Origin of the sequence: Nostocoides veronense, from assembly GCF_039531185.1 — a bacterium.
GTDB lineage: Bacteria > Actinomycetota > Actinomycetes > Actinomycetales > Dermatophilaceae > Nostocoides_A > Nostocoides_A veronense.
Genome location: NZ_BAAAPO010000033.1, coordinates 1 through 18,208 on the forward strand (window position 1 = coordinate 1; position 18,208 = coordinate 18,208).

21 protein-coding genes, 1 tRNA gene and 2 pseudogenes are annotated in these 18,208 nt (G+C 65.2%); 8 read left to right on the plus strand and 16 right to left on the minus strand.

What is annotated here, in order from left to right:
• A pseudogene (locus ABD225_RS10180) lies at positions 1-267 on the plus strand (IS256 family transposase); the annotation flags it as partial.
• An 83-nt stretch (positions 268-350) separates the two neighbouring features.
• Here the strand turns inward: ABD225_RS10180 and ABD225_RS10185 are convergent.
• From ABD225_RS10185 to ABD225_RS10210, 6 genes are all read right to left on the minus strand, one after another.
• A complete protein-coding gene (locus ABD225_RS10185; RefSeq protein ID WP_344084480.1) occupies positions 351-1,046 on the minus strand; it encodes a DUF3800 domain-containing protein in 696 nt (231 codons plus the stop codon).
• Between the two features lie 447 nt (positions 1,047-1,493).
• The gene (locus ABD225_RS10190) at positions 1,494-1,892 is read right to left on the minus strand and encodes a hypothetical protein (RefSeq protein ID WP_344084483.1); all 399 of its coding nucleotides are present in this window, start codon (positions 1,890-1,892) and stop codon (positions 1,494-1,496) included.
• A 79-nt stretch (positions 1,893-1,971) separates the two neighbouring features.
• Positions 1,972-2,769 carry a DUF2510 domain-containing protein gene (locus ABD225_RS10195; protein ID WP_344084486.1) on the minus strand — a complete coding sequence of 266 codons (798 nt, stop codon included), beginning with the start codon at positions 2,767-2,769 and terminating at the stop codon, positions 1,972-1,974.
• Positions 2,770-2,821: 52 nt separating this feature from the next.
• Positions 2,822-3,616: a hypothetical protein gene (locus tag ABD225_RS10200; RefSeq protein WP_344084489.1), complete on the minus strand. Its 795-nt coding sequence runs from the start codon at positions 3,614-3,616 to the stop codon at positions 2,822-2,824.
• A complete protein-coding gene (locus tag ABD225_RS10205) occupies positions 3,603-4,490 on the minus strand; it encodes an Nmad3 family putative nucleotide modification protein (RefSeq protein ID WP_344084492.1) in 888 nt (295 codons plus the stop codon). Before ABD225_RS10205 ends, ABD225_RS10200 begins: the two co-directional genes overlap by 14 nt.
• Positions 4,487-5,164, minus strand: coding sequence for an Nmad2 family putative nucleotide modification protein (locus ABD225_RS10210; protein ID WP_344084495.1), 678 nt, complete (start codon positions 5,162-5,164; stop codon positions 4,487-4,489). The genes ABD225_RS10205 and ABD225_RS10210 overlap by 4 nt, the downstream gene beginning before the upstream one ends.
• Positions 5,165-5,644: 480 nt before the next feature.
• Here ABD225_RS10210 and mobF point away from each other — a divergent pair, with 480 nt between their 5' ends.
• Positions 5,645-8,287 carry a MobF family relaxase gene (gene mobF, locus ABD225_RS10215; RefSeq protein WP_344084498.1) on the plus strand — a complete coding sequence of 881 codons (2,643 nt, stop codon included), beginning with the start codon at positions 5,645-5,647 and terminating at the stop codon, positions 8,285-8,287.
• Here mobF and ABD225_RS10220 read toward each other — a convergent pair.
• The gene (locus ABD225_RS10220) at positions 8,255-8,881 is read right to left on the minus strand and encodes a helix-turn-helix domain-containing protein (protein ID WP_344084501.1); all 627 of its coding nucleotides are present in this window, start codon (positions 8,879-8,881) and stop codon (positions 8,255-8,257) included. The genes mobF and ABD225_RS10220 overlap by 33 nt on opposite strands.
• A 114-nt stretch (positions 8,882-8,995) precedes the next feature.
• Between ABD225_RS10220 and ABD225_RS10225 the strand changes: the two genes are divergently transcribed.
• Both ABD225_RS10225 and ABD225_RS10230 read left to right on the plus strand, forming a co-directional pair.
• Entirely contained in the window at positions 8,996-9,217 is a 222-nt protein-coding gene (locus ABD225_RS10225; protein WP_344084505.1) for a helix-turn-helix domain-containing protein, read from the plus strand.
• 62 nt (positions 9,218-9,279) lie between these two features.
• Positions 9,280-10,449, plus strand: coding sequence for a tyrosine-type recombinase/integrase (locus tag ABD225_RS10230; RefSeq protein WP_344084508.1), 1,170 nt, complete (start codon positions 9,280-9,282; stop codon positions 10,447-10,449).
• 43 nt (positions 10,450-10,492) lie between these two features.
• Here ABD225_RS10230 and ABD225_RS10235 read toward each other — a convergent pair whose 3' ends face one another.
• Together ABD225_RS10235 and ABD225_RS10240 are read right to left on the minus strand one after the other, a co-directional pair.
• Positions 10,493-10,714, minus strand: a complete 222-nt coding sequence (locus tag ABD225_RS10235; protein WP_344084511.1) for a hypothetical protein — start codon at positions 10,712-10,714, stop codon at positions 10,493-10,495.
• A gap of 43 nt (positions 10,715-10,757) precedes the next feature.
• Positions 10,758-11,273 carry a hypothetical protein gene (locus ABD225_RS10240; protein ID WP_344084514.1) on the minus strand — a complete coding sequence of 172 codons (516 nt, stop codon included), beginning with the start codon at positions 11,271-11,273 and terminating at the stop codon, positions 10,758-10,760.
• Positions 11,274-11,395: 122 nt separating this feature from the next.
• On the opposite strand from ABD225_RS10240, the gene ABD225_RS10245 reads away from it, so the two are divergent.
• Positions 11,396-12,586, plus strand: coding sequence for a helix-turn-helix domain-containing protein (locus ABD225_RS10245; protein ID WP_344084517.1), 1,191 nt, complete (start codon positions 11,396-11,398; stop codon positions 12,584-12,586).
• Between the two features lie 87 nt (positions 12,587-12,673).
• Here ABD225_RS10245 and ABD225_RS10250 read toward each other — a convergent pair whose 3' ends face one another.
• The 5 genes and pseudogenes from ABD225_RS10250 to ABD225_RS10270 form a co-directional block, all read right to left on the minus strand.
• Entirely contained in the window at positions 12,674-13,615 is a 942-nt protein-coding gene (locus ABD225_RS10250; protein ID WP_344084520.1) for a 1,4-dihydroxy-2-naphthoyl-CoA synthase, read from the minus strand.
• Positions 13,616-13,637: 22 nt separating this feature from the next.
• Positions 13,638-13,928 (minus strand): annotated as a pseudogene (locus tag ABD225_RS10255) (GNAT family N-acetyltransferase); the annotation flags it as partial.
• Between the two features lie 18 nt (positions 13,929-13,946).
• Entirely contained in the window at positions 13,947-14,111 is a 165-nt protein-coding gene (locus tag ABD225_RS10260) for a hypothetical protein (RefSeq protein ID WP_344084523.1), read from the minus strand.
• A 209-nt stretch (positions 14,112-14,320) separates the two neighbouring features.
• Positions 14,321-14,461, minus strand: a complete 141-nt coding sequence (locus ABD225_RS10265) for a hypothetical protein (protein WP_344084526.1) — start codon at positions 14,459-14,461, stop codon at positions 14,321-14,323.
• A 31-nt stretch (positions 14,462-14,492) separates the two neighbouring features.
• Positions 14,493-16,148, minus strand: a complete 1,656-nt coding sequence (locus ABD225_RS10270) for an MDR family MFS transporter (RefSeq protein WP_344084529.1) — start codon at positions 16,146-16,148, stop codon at positions 14,493-14,495.
• A gap of 67 nt (positions 16,149-16,215) precedes the next feature.
• Here ABD225_RS10270 and ABD225_RS10275 point away from each other — a divergent pair, with 67 nt between their 5' ends.
• A complete protein-coding gene (locus tag ABD225_RS10275) occupies positions 16,216-16,833 on the plus strand; it encodes a TetR family transcriptional regulator (protein WP_344084532.1) in 618 nt (205 codons plus the stop codon).
• A gap of 210 nt (positions 16,834-17,043) precedes the next feature.
• On the opposite strand, the gene vapC is transcribed toward ABD225_RS10275, so the two are convergent.
• Positions 17,044-17,451, minus strand: a complete 408-nt coding sequence (gene vapC, locus ABD225_RS10280) for a type II toxin-antitoxin system VapC family toxin (RefSeq protein ID WP_344084535.1) — start codon at positions 17,449-17,451, stop codon at positions 17,044-17,046.
• Entirely contained in the window at positions 17,448-17,648 is a 201-nt protein-coding gene (locus ABD225_RS10285; RefSeq protein ID WP_344084538.1) for a type II toxin-antitoxin system VapB family antitoxin, read from the minus strand. The genes vapC and ABD225_RS10285 overlap by 4 nt, the downstream gene beginning before the upstream one ends.
• Before the next feature lie 141 nt (positions 17,649-17,789).
• Between ABD225_RS10285 and ABD225_RS10290 the strand changes: the two genes are divergently transcribed.
• Both ABD225_RS10290 and ABD225_RS10295 read left to right on the plus strand, forming a co-directional pair.
• Positions 17,790-17,862, plus strand: a tRNA-Arg gene (locus tag ABD225_RS10290).
• 143 nt (positions 17,863-18,005) lie between these two features.
• On the plus strand, positions 18,006-18,203 hold the full coding sequence (locus ABD225_RS10295; protein WP_344084541.1) for a hypothetical protein: 198 nt from the start codon (positions 18,006-18,008) through the stop codon (positions 18,201-18,203).
• Positions 18,204-18,208 lie beyond the last annotated feature (5 nt).

Consider the following 18,208-nt stretch of genomic DNA (forward strand, 5'->3'; position numbering starts at 1 on the left):
GAGCACTGGATCCACCTGCGCACCACCAATCCGATCGAGTCCACCTTCGCCACCGTCCGGCTCCGGCAGCGGATCACTAAAGGCCCCGGCTCCCGCGCCGCCGGGATCGCGATGGCCTAAAAGCTCATCGAATCCGCGCAGCGCCGCTGGCGCGCCGTCAACGCACCCCACCTCGTCGCCCTCGTCCGAGCCGGAGCCGAATTCAAGAACGGCAAACTCGTCGAACGCGACGACCACCACGAAGGAGGAGATCAACTCGCGTCATGACACACCCATCCACAACTCTTGACAATTGCTCTTTCGTTGGTTGGTGCCGGCACTATGAGGCTGACCAGCGGAGTCCATCGGCTTCAGCCACCGAAGCGCTTACGATCCAAGGTCTTGAAGTAGCCCTTCTTCAGCGCGCGCTCGGCGCTGTCCTTCGGCGTCGAGAAGAAGCTGCGCTCGGACGGAGACAGTCCAAGGGTTTCGATTTTCCGCCGGAGCAGGGACAGCGTGCAGCAGAGGTCAGCTGCCTGAAACAGGCTGTAGTCGGCCGGAAACACCTTGCGCACCTCGACACTCAAGTGAGCGTTGAAGACGCTGTTGACGAGGTTTGTGATCTCCTTCTGACCGTTGTCGTAGTAGATGACGATTCGCTCCCACGAAGTAAAGAACTCGTAGTTCGACTGGATCAGCATGCCGAGCTCGCGTGACATCGCGCTCACGAGCCGGTCTGTGTCACCAAGCTCGCGCTTGCTGAAAACCCACGAGTGGTGCGTGACTTCGCACGTCCGTACGAAGTCGACAAGCACGCGGAAGATCGACCGGCGGGACGACATGTCGAGCAGTCGATAGTCATGCTCTCGACGGATCAGGGGACCGGTGTGGATCGCGTGGTTAGCCGGCAAACCACGCGCCACCAACGCGTCGTGGATCTTGTCCAAGTGCCGAGCAATGTCGTCGCTCTGGTCGTGGAAGACGAGGCTCAGCACGTAGAACGGCGAGTGCTTTTCGAAGGGGCCGAAGTCGCCGGACTCGTCAATGAAGATGCTCAGCTCACGCACGACAAGGACCCCTGGAAACGACTTGAGGCGGGAAAACCCGCCTCAAGAGGGCGGCGGGGGATGTCCCCGCCTAAAGGTTGGACCAGGGCCTCTCGGCCAGCCCAGGTTGACAACTGTAACACCGGGATCCGCCGCATTGCAGCGGCCTCGTGTTCGTCGACCGGTTCAGACTGGCCAAGACGTCGAGGCCGTTGAGCACGTCCTCGCGGCGGCCCCGCCCACTCGACTTCCATACCCAGATGGTGTTACCCACCTCGCCCTACGCCAGTCTGACCTGCGCAAACACGCAAGATCAGTAGTACCAGGGGAACGTCGTCACGAGTGACGGCTGATGTTGACCCTTGTTGGCATGTGCGGCCTGACCTGCGCAAATATGCTCGTCGTTGTTGGAGGTCGATGATCGCTCTGTGTCGTCCTGCCACATTTCTGCCACATCTCCGAGGCTGCTCAGGACCCGAACCGCTCGCGGTCCAGATCCTTGAAGTAGAGGCGCTTCAGCGCCTGCTCGGCGCTACGCTTCTCGGTGGCGAAGAAGTCGCGCTCCGAGGACGACAGGCCGACGGAGTTGATCTTGGATCGCAGGAGTTCCTGCGTGCAGCACAGGTCGGCGGCCTGGAACAGGCTGTAGTCGGACGGCATCACCTTGCGGACCTCGACCGTGCTCAACTGCGAGTTGAAGGCGCTGTTGACGATGTTGGTCAATTCCTTCTGCCCGTTGTCGTAGTAGATGACGATGCGGTCCCACGAGCTGAAGTACTCGTAGTTGTCGCGGATCAGCGCCCCCATGTCTCGGGACATCAGTGACACGAGTCGGTCGATCTCGCCGACTTCGCGCTTGTTTAGCACCAGCGAGTGCTGCCTGATCTCGCAGCGGTGAACGAAGTCCATCAGCAGCCGGAAGATGGCCCGTCGGGGCGGCCAACACCTACACCTCTGGCGGAGGGTAGTCAGCTGTCATGCCCGCTTCGACCGGGTTGGGATGAACGCCCGCCCCTTCGAGCGCAGCCAGCCGCGCCGAGATGTCTCGTCGCCCTGCTCCGGGCCCAAGTCCGCTCTCGATCGCGCGGGCCAGGACCGCCGCCTCACCCCCGTGGTTTCGTGCGTGCCGCAGGTGCCCGGCAGCCTCAAAATAGGCCGCTGCGGCCGTCCCGTAGCCGTCGCCTCCGGCACCGTTCTCGACTGCATCCATGCAGCGGAAAACCAGCTCAAGGTGGGTGACCAGTTCCGCGCCCTTGAGCTTGCCGGGCCAGGGGAACTTGGTGGTCGAGAGGAACTCCCACGTCTGCTGGCCCTCGATCTCGGCTCCGCGACTCACCTGGTCGTCCCGCCCGGGATCGGGCGTGTCGGCGTAGGTCGCTCCTGCCGCGTCGGTGACCCAGTGCGTCCAATAGCGGCCATCCCACCACCTCGAAGCCTCGCGGCCAGTCGGATCGGCGTACCAGCCCTCTGCCGGACCAGCCGGGGGTGCCTCCGGGATCGCTGGTTTCGCCTCGCTCAGGACCTGCGGTTGCGTCGGCAGGACCTGCCGCTCACGCGTCTCCACGTCGAATCCAAGACGCGCCGCCAGCCACTCCTGGGTCGCGCCCCACGTCACCATGTCTTTCGGGTAGACCTCGATCAGGTCGATGCCGCACTTCTCGGCGAGATCGCGCTTCTCCCGGATTCGCGCGTCGTAGTCAGACTTGCCGACGAGTCCGAAGAATTCGATGAACGAGCTTCCCACTCGGAAGTCACCTCGGTAGTTGCTGTCGGGGTACCGCGGCTCCTTCTCGTGGTCAACCCCGTACCGAGAGCCAGTCGTCGATCGTGCGCTCGGGCAGAGACAGGCACACATGACCGTCGGCGGCAACGGATCGGACGCCGCGGACGGTGTGGTGTGCTCCGTCTGGAAGCACGCCGGACACAGTGAGTAGGTTGAGCCACGATCCGAACGAGTCCTTGATCCGCTTCGCGGTGGGTCGCCGTGCAGCCAAGCTGAGCAACTGGGAACGTGCGACGTCGCCCGAGACCGTCTTCAAGAAGTCGCCGCCGAAGAAGTCTTGCGGCGGGATCAGCCCGGTCAGCGTCGCGACATCGCGAACCCAGTCGGCAATGTCAGCGTCCGAGAGTTTCAGATCATCCAGGTCGCTTCCGCCGGCGAACGCAGCGCCGGAGCAATCTTGGCAGTACCGGATATTGCTGATGTCGCCGAGTTTGCGAGCCGTTGACGCCCCCACTTGATCTTGGCGGAATGCCTTCTTGCACCGGAGGCAGTTCAGGGTCTCCGGCGGTCGCATCGCCTGCTCAAGACCGGTTGTCCGCGCCCGGGCAACCCCGAAATACATCAGGACGTCGTACCAGGCGTACCGCTGGCAGACAGGATCCTCTTCTCGCCAGGCGGCGATGACATCTTCGGGGGTGACCGCAACGATGGCTTCGGAGATGTGCCACGGGTACAGCCAGGCGTACTGCTCGATGAGGCGCGCGAGCACTTGGTCTTGCGGCTCGCTCCACCACGCGCGGATGTGTTGGTTCTCCGCGTACGAAGCCGGCGCGGTCCACAGATACGAAGTGTTGTCAGGTGCCGTCACGCCCAACCTCCACATCGAGGTCTCCAACCGTACGCGCGGCGTCCAGCAAGCCACGAAGCCAACCGAACGCTTCTGGGTAGTAGACGGTGTCGAGAACGAACTCCTGGCCACGGGCAACGCTCTTGAGACGAACTCGCTCGCCATCGACGTGCCAGCGGTCCGGCTTGTCGTGGAAGCCAAGTGCCGGTCGGGTGCAACCGGGGGCGAACCATGCTGGCAGGTCCCAGACTGATCTACTGCCGCCCACCCTCGTCAGCCGAAGTCGGTCGTCGTAGTGGTCGAAGGCACCTGCACCGGGCAGGTCGAGGTCGACTCCATCGAGGGTGAGCTTCTCGCGTGCGGTGTAGGCGGTGTTGCCGCGTCCGCGGGGGCTTGCGATGTGGGGGTGGTACTTCATCCAGGCGGAGTGCTCGACGCTGCCGACTGGCACGACTTCGTCGATCTGCATCCATCCCCAGATCACGTGCAGGTCGGGCGCGCCTGGCACGTAACGCAGTCGCCCTCCAGATGATGTCGCCCGCCGGAACCAGCCGAAGAAGAGGAACAGGTCGCCTGGGCCAACTCCCTCGCGTGCCAGGACGGACTGCGGGGCGTCGACCTGACCGAAGATCGGCCGCCACCCCGGTTCGCGTGGATAGGCAGACTCGATCAGGTCGGGGTCGAGGTGCGCGAAGTGGTCGGCCCGCGTCCTGCCGTTGGTGAGGTCAGTTGCCACTTTGCCGAGGTTCTGGCCAGCGATGGTGACGTCCTGGTAGCGGATCGGTGACTGCTTGTCCGGGATCGGCATCGGGATCAACGAGCCGTCGTCCAAGATGGGGTTGGCGACCTTGCCCGCGCCCGAGTCGAACGCCTTGCGGCTCAGGATCAGCTTCACGTCTCACGCCAACTCTGGTCGCCTGCCTTCCACTGCGTCGGCGCACCCAAGACGCCACCGGGGAGGTCTGCGAACCATCGGGCGACGGTTTGAACCTGGTCGGTGCTGAAGTTGGAGCGGTGGCCACGGCCAACCGCGAGGAACTGGAGTTCCTCGGGCAGCGCTGGTCCACTTCGGCCCCAGTAGGTGAAGCGCTCGCAGGCCAAGACGTGGTTGCCGCTGAGGTCCGTGCGCTTCAACCCGGCGTCTTCTGACCCGTCACGATTCGAGTGGAACGACGGCAACTGCCGGTAGCCGCCCTCGACGGGTTCGTAGATGTTGTCACCTGCGCGATAGACGATCTGGGGAGAGTTCATCACCGGACGCCGGGGCTGATACCTCGGGTCAGCCCAGTACTCCTCGAATGCGATCACCTCGGCGACCTGCGTCGCGTAGACGATGCGTTCGCTTCGGCTCGACAGGCCGACGATGATGTCGCCGACGCTGGCAGTCTTGCGGATCAACGGCTTGCAACAGGCCAGCGTCAGGAGGCCGTGGAACGGGTTCGGCGAGAAGCCCGTGTCGTGAACCACGATGTAGGAGAAGACTCGGTTCGTCTGGACCGGATCGCCAACCTCCCACGTCCGCTCGCGGCCAGGCGCGAATGAAAGGTGAGCACCGTCGGGACCAGACACCTCCAGATTCGGAGCCTCATCGTTCAGCGTCGCGACAACAGGGTCGTCGTCCCATCGGGGTCCACACGAGCCCGAGGCCGGCGAGGCGATACGACGCGACGAAGTAGGAGGTGCGACCACCCGGGTCGCTGTCCCTCGGGTCCACGAGTGACCACAGCGCTCGCAGGTGATCTGACGACGACCGTCGTCGAGCCCGACTCCACGCAGCTCCTCATCCTCGCCGCAACTGGGGCAGTCGATCATCGGTCACCTCCCTCGGTCTGCTCACCTTGACAACGGTATCGAGATGCGCCGACAGAACTCTGGAAAGCCCCTGATCACTGGTCGTTGCTGGCTGTTCAACTTTCTGGTCTGACACGCCTCGGAGTCGCTCTCAGACCCTGTCAAAGCGTCGGCACACATGCTACGAAGGTTCGTAGACGGTCCGCCCTCCTGGGGCGGGCCGAGCGTCATTTTCAGGGTAGTTGTTGGACGTTGCTGGTGGTTGTTGAGGCCGCGTCCGACACCGGAAGCGAGGCGATCGGGATGCATGGCGGGGTGAAGTTCTATCGCGGCGCGGCGAAGGTGGCGCGCGCCTATGTCGAGGCCGATCACTCGCGCGCCGACGACTATTACCTCGCCGAGGGAAGCGGCCTCGCCCAACGGTTCGCAGCCACACCCGACGGTGTGACGGCAAAGGGTGATCCGGACGCGGAGTCCTACGAGTCCTGGGTCGCCGGGATAGATGTCGACACCGGGACCAAGAAGGGACGACTCCGCCAGGACGGGAACGCGCTGCGGTTCGTCGAGGTCACCGTCAACGGCCCCAAGACGTGGTCACTGGCAGCAGCCCTGCACCCGGACGTCTCGGCCGCGTTGGATGCCGCGCAGGACCGCGCGACAGGGCAGATCGTCGCGTTCCTCACGCAGCACGCGACGACGCGGGTGGGACCGCGCGGGCGCCAAGTGCAGGTGCCGGTCGGGCAGATCGAGGCAGCCGTCATCCGGCACCACACGTCCAGGGCGGGCGACCCGCATCGGCATCTGCATGTTCAGATCAACGCCCGCGTCTGGGCCGACGGCAAGTGGCGGGGACTGCACTCGGTCGGGGTGCGGGACATGATAGAGGCGATCAACGGCATCGGCCACGCCGCAGTCGCCACCGACCCCGAGTTCCGCGCAGTTCTCGCCACCCACGGGCTGACGCTGGATGCCATGTCCGGGGAGATCAACCAACTCGCGTCGTACATCGGCGCATTCAGCGCTCGGACGAGTCAGATTCACCGCAACATCGACCGTTACGAAGCCGAGTGGCGACGCGATCACCCGGCGAGGAACCCGGTCCGAAGCTCCGGGAGATTTGGGACCGGCGCGCCTGGGCCGACGCCCGCCCGGACAAGGTCGCCCCGGTCAGCGGCGCTGACTTGGTGGCGGGGTGGAACCAAGAGCTGCGCGACCTCGGCTAACGCGACCCCTGAGCCCGTCACGGTGGAGTCGGTGCAGGCGGCGTGGATCAACCGTGACGGCACCGCCGATTGGGCCATCGCTCAACTCTCGGCGAAGCGGTCGGCGTGGAACGCTGCCGACGTCCGGGGCCGGGTCGAGATGTTGCTCGCCGATGCGAACCTCGGCGCGGAGCCAGCAGCGCGGATCGAACTGGCCCAGGACATCACCGCACGCGCCGTCGCCCGCTGCACACCGCTGCTGTCGGCGGAGGACGTGCCTGAGCACGTCCGGGCGCTCACATCGCATGAAGTGCTGGAGGTCGAGGCAGACATCGTTCGCCGGCTCGCGCAGCGCTCGCAGGAACCGGCGAAGCGACTCCGCGCCACAGCGCGTGGGATGGTCCGCATCGACCCAGGCCAGGCCGCCGTGGTGGGCACGCTCGCTGGCACCGGGCAACTGGTCGTGGTCGAGGGCGCAGCCGGGGCGGGCAAGACCACGGCGCTCCGGGCGACACGGCAACTGCTCGAAGTCCAAGGCCATCGACTCGTGGTGGTGACGCCGACGTTGAAGGCTGCCGAGGTCGCCGCCGCTGAGACCGGCGCGAAGGGGCACTCGGCGGCGTGGCTCATTCACCAGCACGGCTGGCGGTGGGACGGCGAAGGGCACTGGGCACGCAACCCGGATGCCCAGCCGAGTCCGGTGGCACAGTTGCGTCGGGGTGACCTGTTGCTGGTGGACGAGGCGGGGATGCTCGACCAAGACACCGCCCGAGCGCTGCTGACCATCGCAGACGAAACCGGCGCACGGATGGCACTCGTCGGTGATCGGCACCAACTCCCTGCCGTGGGTCGTGGCGGGCTGCTCGACCACGCAGTCGCCTGGGCGCACCCCACTGCGGTAGGCACATTGGAGACAGTGCATCGCTTCTCCGACCCCAACTACGCCGCCCTCAGCCTGAAGATGCGCAGAGGCGACAACCCCGCGAGTGTCTTCGACGAGCTTCATCGGCGTGGGCAGATCGTCGTACATCCCAGCGACATCGAACGCGACGCAGCCCTCGCGGTCGCGGGTGCGAGTGGCGACCTCGTGGTGGCCGACACTCGTGAGCAGGTCGCTGCCCTGAACGCCGCGATCCGGAATCAACGCCATGACCTGCCCGAATCGGATGGCGTGCTGGTGACAGCGCGCGGTGAGCAGATCGGGTTCGGCGATCGGGTCGCCACCCGCCGCAACGACGCCGACCTCGGGGTCGCGAACCGGCAGACCTGGACCGTCACCTCCATAGGCGATGACGGCAGCCTCACCCTGCGCAGCAAGGGCCGCGACCGAGCGATCCCTGCCGAGTACGCGGCCCGGTTCGTTGAACTCGCCTACGCCACCACCATCCACGGCGCACAAGGCGAGACCGTCGACCGGGCGCACGTCGCCATCGGCGAGACCACAGGTGCGGCAGCGGCGTACGTCGCTATGACCCGAGGACGACATGGCAACACCGCGCACCTCGTCGCCGACAACATCGACGACGCCCGCAAGCAGTGGGTCGAAGTGTCCGGCCGTGACCGGGCCGACCTCGGCCCCGCTCACGCAAAGCGGCAGGCGCTTGACGCCGTGGACCGGTACGGCAGCCGGAAGCGCCGTCAGCCGGTGCAGGAAACGCGTCGACCCTCACCCACCGGCGGCGTCTCCCTTGGGCTCTGAGCGGGGGCGCTCCTTGGTCGGCAGGGGCCACCGCGCGCCCAGCTCAGCGACGACCTGCGCGGAGTAGCCACCCGGATCGAGCGGACGCGATCTGCGGGAGCGGTCGCCCTTGGCTGCATCGATGAGCGGCTGCCACGCCGACCGGACGGCGTCGGGAAGTTCCAGGTGCGGCCACGCTTCCACCAGGAGCGCACCGTCGACGGCGTTGAGCAGGGTTTCCTCGACACCGTGATGGAGGGCGACCTCGTAGAAGTCGATGCGATCCTCTGGAATAGAGAGGTCCCAGACGTCGTAGCCTCTGATCGCGCGGAGGTGGAAAACCACAATGAGTGAGTAACAGTCCGGGATCGGGACCCGCCACAGTCGGTCCGGGACCAGGTACCCGCCCGTCACCGGGTCCTCGCGATACTCGAAGAACACCCGAGGTGTCGCAGTCAGGTCATGGTCGGCGGCGCCGAGGAGCCGCTCGACCACTTCCAGCGTCGGTGACTTGCGGCGGGACTCGTACTCCGAAACCGACGACTGCTGAGTCCTCGCCCAGTCCGCCAACTGCTGTTGGGACAGACCCGCTGCCTTGCGAGCTGTCTCGATCACCGTCTTTGCCTTCACCACCTCAGATTATCGCTGAACATCGATAGGGAGCCCGTGCGCACCTACTTGACGAGGTTGAGGACCGCTTGGCCTCATCGACCAGCAAGGAGCGCGACCATGAGCACAGCACCGATGAACAACGACAACCACGAGCACGACGAGATGCTCTCCATCGAGGAAGCCGCCGCCCTGCTGCGGGTGCCGGTCGCCACCATGCGCTACTGGCGCTACTGCGGCGACGGCCCGCACAGCTTCCGCCTCGGCCGGCACGTCCGCTACTGGCGCACCGACCTCATGCTCTGGCGCGCCGAGCAGGCCAACCGTTCACGGCACGACTGAAGGGACTCTGTTCATGTCGGTGCCGGAGCGCATCATGGAGCCATCCCGGAAGGAGTAGTGCGATGGGCTGGGTTTGGAAGCAAGGCCAGGCGTGGCGCGGTGCCTACCGCGATGAAGCCGGCAGGCAGCACACGAAGTCGCATCGGCGGCAGATCGACGCCAAGCGGTGGGTCGCCACCGAGGAGGCCAAGGTCGTCCGTGGCGACTGGGTGAACCCTGCCGCAGGCAAGGTGACATTCGCGGCGTTCTACGCCGACTGGTCACCGCGGCAGGTCTGGCTGTCTTCGACGCGGGAGGACGCCGACATGGCGGTGACAGGGGTGACGTTCGGCGACATGCAGCTGCGCTCGATCCGGCGCTCCCACGTTGAAACGTGGGTCAAGGAGATGGCGTCCTACCTCGCACCAACGACCATCGACACCCGGTTCACCATCGTTCGCGGCGTGTTCCGGGCGGCCGTCGCCGACCGGCTCATCCCGAGTGATCCTTCGGTCGGAGTCGTGCTGCCTCGCAAGCGCAAGAACGAAGCGGCCATGAGCATCCCGACCACCGCCGACATCGCGCTGCTACTCAACGCGGCGGAGCCACCGAAGCGACCGAAGTCCCGGCCGGGTTTCACGGCCTTCGTCGCGCTGTGCACGTTCGCCGGGCTACGTCGTGGTGAGGCGTTGGGGGTACAGGTGAGCGACATCGACTTCCTCGCCCGCACGCTGCGCGTTACGAGACAGATTCAGCGAGCCAAGCCCGCAGACATCAAGGCTGGCAAGAACCTCGTGGAAGCCGTCGCCGGCATGACCGTGCTCACCCGACCGCCGAAGTACGAATCCGAACGGACCATCTACCTACCCGACGAGTTGGTGGCCATCCTTGCCGAGCATGTCCGCCAGCACACTCCCACCGGCGAGCCGACCCGGTGGCTGTTCTCCGAGGACGGCAGGCCCTGGCATGACAACCTCGCCGACTACCGCTGGCGATCCACCCGCACCGACGCCGGATTGAACTTCAAACTCCACGAGCTCAGGCACTACTTCGCCAGCGGCCTCATCGCTGCCGGCTGCGACGTCGTGACTGTCCAGCAAGCAATGGGCCACGCATCTGCCACGACCACCCTGAGCACCTACGCCCACCTGTGGCCCAACGCCGAGGACAAGACCCGCGCCGCAGCCTCCGGCATGGCGACTGCTGTGCTCTCACTGACCGGCCCGAAGTCGCGGAGCGCTTCGTCCTCCTGACGCGACTTGGCACTTGCAGCAAGGCTCCGGAGCGAGTCGCACGCTAGAGATACTGCTTCAGCCACTCGGGCATGCTCGGGTCGTCAACCGCCCAAGTCTCTTCGAGGGATTCGTCCTCCTGCCAGGTGTTCTCATCGCCGTCGAAGAACTTCTGCCGATGGCACTTGTACTTGACGACGGTGTCGCCTTCGAGCCTGTACTCGTTCCAGTAGTAGTTCTGTTTCCCGTAGCCCTTCCACTCCCGGGTCGTGTAGATCGTCGTCATGAGGTCTGGCTCCGGACCAGCCCGCACCCGACGCGTCCCACGGTCAGGCCGCCTTCAGGTTGCTGATGCCGCCGGTCGACTTTCCGCCAGACTTGCTGACGCTGAATACCACTGCGACGACGGCAGCCGCCACCGCGAGGCCGACACCGAGGCGCTTCTCGAACTGCTCGCCGAGGAACTTCTTGTTTTCGGTGTCCTTCAGATGCGCGCGTTCGTGAACCTCCCGGATCTGGTCGAGCACCCGCACCCGCTCTTCAGGAGTCAGTTCCTTCGCGAGCTCTTCCCGCAGTGCCGTGAGGACTGCCGCGTCCAGGGCCTGTAGCCCCTCCATACTGCGGGAGTTCGAGGTCAGGAGTCCCTCGTAAGCCTTCGCCGCATCCTCCAGTGCCACCTTGGCGAACGTCGTAATCTCAGGAATCTGACCGATGAGCTGGAGGGCGACCTCCTTGTCGATCTCAGGCATCGCCGTCAGAAATCGAAGGAACGTGTCCTTCGAGAGATTTCTCCACGACTCGATCCCGAGCACCTCCTTGACGCCCAGTTCGCTGTTGTACCGCATGGCTGGCCCTACCTCTCCGATCATTGAATGATGTCGGCCAGTTAGCCGACTGGCAGAGAACTTAGTGTCTAAGTCGTGACATCGTCAACCTCACTGCTAAGGAGTCGGGCTATGCTGATGTCATGTCGGACTACTCCTTGGAAGCCCTCGGTCGCGTCGTGAAGGCCCTCCGTCGTGAGATGGGACTGACTCAGGAGGAACTTGGAGACGCGGCGGGATACGGCAAGGGCGCTGGCGTCTCGATCTCACGACTGGAGAACGGGCGCCTAGAGCCCACGGACAAGTTCCCTGGGATCGCGCGAGCTCTCGGTGTGAGTATTGCGGACCTCCAGGAACGTGCTGCAGCGGACGAAGCTGCTCACCAACCCGACAAGGCCGGTACGCCGTCGCACGAGGATCGGATTGCAGCAATCGTTCACGCGAGCGAGCGAAGGAAACAGCTCGCCCCGGAACTCGACAAGCTCGCCTCCGCACGGCGGGGGGCTGAAGACGCCTTTCTCCTGAAATTTCGCGAACTTGCAGCGAGAGTGATCGGCGCCCCGGCGCTCTCACCGGATCAGGTCGAGAAGCCCGATGAAGGCTCCTCCGATGAGGCCGAGGCAGAAGCTTCCTTTCAACTTCGGTTCACCCAGTACGGGGTGTCGAAGGCGCTCACTGACTCATCCGGTGACGCGGTCGCTGCTGGCGCCGTGGGCAGCGCTGCCGCCTATCTTGCGTTTACCGAAGCAGTCGCGTTGGGCACCGCACCACTGGGAAGCGCCATTCCGAGGCTCGCCGGAGCGACCACGGCGCTGAACGGTCTCAGGTCTGCAATGGGAGTCGGAAGGTCAACCAAGCTCGCAGGTACAAGTGCTGGGATGAACCTCATGGCCGCAGTAGCTGTCGGCACGGTCGTCGCCACCATCCTTGAGCGCCAAGCGACCGCGAAGCGCAACCGCCGCCAACAAGAATCAGCCGCGAAGCTCGCGGCGGCCGAAGCCGACATCGCCGCAACTCAAGCAAACGTCGAAGCACTGCTTGAGGTCATCTCGAAGGCGACAGCGATCCTGGAGTACATCGCGTTGCACGCCGCCCACGCGCTCACGAGGTGGGGCAACGAAATCGGCGAGAGCCCGGTGCCGTGGAAGGACCTCTCCGAAAGCGATCAAGAGCGCTACCAGGACTTCGTAGCGATCGCTGCCGCTCAGCTCACCGTTGCAACGATTCAACTCCAAGATCTGGCGACGAGTCGCGGAGATGATCTCGACCAAGCGATGGCGTTGGCGGACCAGATCCTCGTCCAGTCAGAGCGCGCAATCACCGCACGGGTCTGACTCTGTCTCCGCTCAGTTTCACTTCGTGCCATATCTCTGCCACATCTGGCGACCCATACCGTCTTTGACCTGCGCAAACGCGCCCGATCAGTAGTACCAGGGGTACGGCGACCAGTCTGGTTCGCGCTTTTCAAGGAACTGGTCGCGGCCCTCTTGGGCTTCGTCCGTCATATACGCCAGGCGGGTGGTTTCGCCGGCGAAGAGCTGCTGACCGACGAGGCCGTCGTCGATCAGGTTGAACGAATACTTCAGCATCCGCTGCGCGGTCGGGCTCTTGCCGTTGATGAGCCGCCCCCACTCCAGGCCCGTCGCCTCGAGTTCCGCATGCGGGACGGCGCGGTTGACGGTGCCCATGCGCACGCCGTCCTGGGCGGAGTACTCCTGGCCGAGGAAGAAGATTTCCCGAGCGAACTTCTGGCCGACCTGGCGAGCCAGGTATGCCGATCCGAAACCCCCGTCGAAGGAGCCCACATCGGCATCGGTCTGCTTGAAATGGGCGTGCTCGATGCTGGCCAGGGTCAAATCCGAGACGACGTGTAGAGAGTGTCCACCGCCGGCGGCCCACCCATTGACCAGCGAGATCACGACCTTGGGCATGAACCGGATCAATCGCTGGCACTCCAAGATATGCAGCCGCCCAAGGCGAGCCTGGTCGATCGGATTGGGGGTGGTGGCGCCGGTTGATGTCGTACCGTGCTCGGTCTCATACTGATAGCCCGCGCGGCCCCGAATGCGCTGGTCGCCTCCGGCGCAGAAGGCCCACTTGCCGTTCTTGGCGCTCGGACCATTCCCGGTCAGCAGGACGCAGCCCACATCAGCGCTGGTGCGGGCATGCTCCAGAACCCGCAGCAACTCATCGACGGTATGCGGACGGAAGGAGTTGAGGACATCGGGCCGGTCGAAGGCGATCCGAACCGTGCCATGAGCCTTCGCGCGGTGATATGTCAGGTCAGTCAGGTCCTCGAAACCTGGGACAGCGTCCCATTGGCTCGGATCGAAGATTTCGCTGACTCCCTCGATGGCACTCATGGACACCCAGGCTAGTCGGGGGCTAGAGCGCGAGCTTGAATCCTGTGTGGCTGGGGACGAAGCCGAGGTGCTCATAGAAGCGGTGCGCATCGGCACGGGTGTTGTCCGAGGTGAGTTGGATCAGAGCGCAGCCGTATGCCGTGGCCTCCCCAATCGCCCAGCTCAGCACGGCCTCGCCCACGCCTTTCCCGCGGGCTTCGCCCGCCACCCGGACGGCCTCGATCTGGGCCCGGATCGCCCCGCCCCGCGAGAGGCTCGTCAAATAGGTGATCTGCAGAGTCGCAACGATCTCATCCTCGATTTCGGCGACGACGAGCCGGTCGTGCCAGCTCTAGTCGATCCGCCGAAAGGCATCCAGATAAGCGTCGTCGAGGACATCGCGCTCCCGCTCCGCCCCCAGCGGATCGTCGGCCAGCATCGCGACGATCGCTTGGACGTCCCCAATGCGGGCGCGGCGCACGAGGATCGGTGCCACCCGCGCTTGACCCAGGCTCACGATCGGTATGCCGGGCCACGCGTACCCGAAACTGCTTCGCCCGTAGCGGGCGGTCGGGCATACCCATCGACCCATGACCTCCTCGGGGGTTAGAGGATGGGTTCCCGGATGCAGCGGGCACCCCGGCCAGATCGGATCCTGTTGCGCCGCAGCGAGTGTGGCTTGCGCTAGTTCCTGAACGACGTCACCAATTCGAGCCGTGACACACGTCAGTGGCTCACGTGCAGCGACTCGTCGAGTCGCTGCATCCCAGGCGTATGCCGTGAGGTCCAGCCGGATGGGTGTCGTGCGTTCGACTCCGCCAGGACGAGGGCGGCGGCTTGGGCGAGGACGTCGGGCGTCTCGGTCATCCGGCCATTCTCCGCTCGCTGCCCAGCAGGGTCAGCGTGCGGCGACTGGCACTCGCTCATCGGTCGCCGTCTGGTCTGCGGGTTCGGCCGCGGAGGACGAGAGGCCGTCGAGCAGCTCGTGTCCGGCCTCTTCGGCGGAGGCGGGGGCGTGGTTGCTGGTGCGCAGCGGCACCGACTTGATCATGGCGGTCGTTAGGAAGACGACGGCCAGGATCGGCAGCCCAAGCAAGAAGACATCATGCAAGCGCTCGGCCAGGCCCTGGCGGACGGCTTCGGCGACGGCCGGCGGCAGTTTCGCCATCACCGACGGGTCGAGCACCGAACCGGCCCCGATCTGCTGACCGGAGGCGGCCATCTTCTCCGCCGCCCCGGCGGGCAAATGGCTGACGATCGCCGCGTGCAAACCGGACGTCATGACCGTGCCGAAGATCGCGATGCCGACCGTCGAGCCGACATTGCGGAAGAACTGCGTCGATGCCGTCGCGATGCCGAGATCCGCTCGGGCAGAGACATTTTGGACGAGCAGTGTGAACTGCTGCATGCACAGACCCAGGCCAACACCGAGCACCACCATCGCGAGGGTGAGCTGCGTGGAGGTGGCCTGATAGGTCAGGCGAGTGAGCAGCCATACGCCGGCACCCATCAGCCCGACACCCGAGAGCATGATCGCCTTGTAACGGCCGGTCCGGGTGATGATCAGGCCAGCGAGCACACCGCAGACGACCAGGCCCATCATCAGGGGCAGCAGGATGAGGCCAGAGTTGGTCGCGTTGACACCGACGACGCCCTGCGCGAAGACGGGGATGTAGATGATCGAGCCGAACATCACCATCGCGACACCGAAGGCCGAGATATTCGACATCGTGAAGACGGAGTTCTTGAACAGGCGCAGGGGCAGAATAGGTTCTGCCGCAAGGGATTCCGCCCAGACGAAGGCGACCAGCAGGGCCACGCCCACGGCATACAGTCCGAGGATGATCCCCGACGTCCACGCGTAGGTCGTGCCGCCCCAGCTGGTGGCGAGGAGAACGGCGACCAGGCCGGGGGTGAGGGTGGCGATGCCGGCGACGTCGATCTTTGCATCGCGGCGCTGGTGCGGGATGTGCAGGAAGCGGAAGACGACGGCGGTCGCGACGATGCCGAAGGGGATGGAGGTCCAAAAGAGGTAGCGCCAGCCGAGGTTGTCGGTGATCCATCCGCCAGCGAGCGGCCCGGCAACAGAGGTGACGCCGAAGACGGCGCCCATCAGGCCTTGGTACTTGCCGCGGTTTCGCGGCGGGATGATGTCGCCAATGATGGTCTGCGCCAAGGGCATTACAGTGCCCATGCCGAGGCCCTGAATGGCCCGACCGGCGACGAGCGTCCAGAAGTTTGGCGCCAGCCCGCAGACCAGCGAGCCGACCATGAACACCATGAGCCCCGCCAGGTAGAAGCCCCGCCGGCCATAAAGGTCGGAGAACTTGCCGACGATTGGCACGACTATGGCCGAGACGAGCATCGCGGCGGTGGCGACCCAGGAGTAGTGGTCCATGCCGCCGAGTTCCGCGACGATGCGCGGCATCGCCGGACCGACGATGGTCTGGCTGATCGAGGCAACGAACATCCCGAGCATCAGGCCGATGAAGATGCGCCGGCCCGTCGCGTCGAGGTGGAACTCCGGAGCGGGAGCCGTGGGAGAAGAGGTCACCACGCAAGGGTAGGGCAAAAAGTGCAGAGTCTGCAAGTTTGCATATTCTGCAGGTATAGTGGTGGGCATGAGCGTTGCCGTGGATACTGCCGTCGAGCCCGAGGAGGGCCTGCGCGAGCGCAAGAAGCGCGAAACGCGGCTGGCGATTCATCGGGCTGCGTTGGAGTTGGCCGTCGAGTTCGGGTTGGACGGGCTGACGGTGGACGCGATTGCCGAGCGCGCGGGCGTCTCGGCGCGCACTTTCTTCAACTATTTCCCGGCCAAGGACGACGCAATCCTTGGCAGCTATGGCGCCGATCCCGAACCCCTGCTGGCGCTCATCGCCGGCCGCCCGGTCGGCGAATCCCCGCGCGAGATTGTCCGATTCGTGGCGCACCGGCGAGTGGAGGCCCTGGTTGCCGATCCGGAACTGTGGGCGATGCGGCGCGAGATGACGCTGCGCGAGCCCAGCCTCGGCCTGCGCTTCCTCGGTATTTATGCCCGCGCTGACCGCGCCCTGGTCGAGGCAATCCTGAACCGGCTGCGCGCTGAGCGGCCGCTCTCGGTCGATGACGAACTCGGCCTGGCCGTGGAGGCGTATGCCGCCCTCGGCGCCTTCCGCGCCGCCATCCGCCTGCACATCGACGGTGGGTATGCCGACCTCCCCCTCCCCGAGGTGCTCGACCGCGCCTTCGCCCGCCTTTGACTGCAGCGGCGGTTGTCAACTGGCGGAGGCCAGTTGGCGCGGTCCCTGTGTTTGCCTTCCTACTGCCGCCGTCGCCCGGCTGAGCGCTGTTTTCGCCCTGGAGCTAATTTCGCACGCGATCGGTGCTATACTAGCGCTCAGCTGCGGAATGAGCGCTCCGGCGCGAGGACTGCGCACCATAAGCGTGGTCCCCGGTGCGTCGGATGCGTTTTAGGACGCTCGCCACACGGGCAGCGGCACCCAGCGCGCGGCGTGCTCGAAGTCTTGATCGGTCGTCAACAGGGTGAGCCCGTGGCGGATCGTGAGTGCGGCGATGAGCGCATCAATGGTGCCCAACTGCACGCCGTGTCGGCGGCACTGATCGCGCACATCAGCCGCGTGGGTGTGGTCTTCCCTATCCGGCGCGACATATTGCAGCTTGCCAAAGTGCTCGAGGACGCGTTCGCGAGTCGTCCCATGCACCGCGCCTTGCAAGATCTCCTGGAGGACGACGCCGGTCGTCGCGACCAGGTCTTGACCAGCCAGCGCTCGACGAAGCGCTGCGACAGCGGGATCGAGTTCCGTCTGATCACGGCGTAGAGCCAGTGACCAGACGCTGGTGTCGACGAGCAAGCTCACCCTCGGGACCGCTCCGCCTTGTAGTCGTACTCCGGGTCCCACTCGACCGTTCCGAAAAGTTCGAGGATGCGCTCTTGCTCGCGTCGCACGATGAACTCCTCAAGAGCCCGCGTCACTGTCGCCTTCTTCGTTCGCTCGCCACCGATGGCGAGCGCCCGGTCGAGCAGATCGGGGTCGATAGACAGGTTGGTGGCCACAAAGGAGATCCTACACAAAAAGCCACACATGGGCATGTGTGGCTCCTGGCGGAGCAGTGGGCTCCACCCATGCTCGCGGCGCCAGCAGTCGACACGACTTCTCGACCGCACCACTTAGACTTGACGGGCCGATCGGCCCCCGCCCTCGTAGCTCAGGGGATAGAGCACCGCTCTCCTAAAGCGGGTGTCGGACGTTCGAATCGTCTCGGGGGCACACGGCATACAAGCGCAGCGTCTTTCCCAGGGAACGTTGAGGTTGCTCTCACCTCCTGCGGAGGTGGGGGACGCATGCTGGCAAAAGCCCGCGCGGTCGCCCACCCAGGAACGAGCCCGAGCGGAGTAGTGAGGAGGCGCGGGATGCGCGCATTGGATGCCCTCAAGCCGGGCGAACTCGGAACGACCGTGGGTATGGGGCCCGTCCACGCCTCCCTGATGACCGTCCTCTTCGTCCTCCTCGTCGCGGCCCTCCTCGCGACTGTGCTCTGGCCCGTGACAGACCCCCGCCACAAGGTGGCCGTCACCCGCGTTGAGGGCAACCCCCGCGACGGGCGCTGACGAGG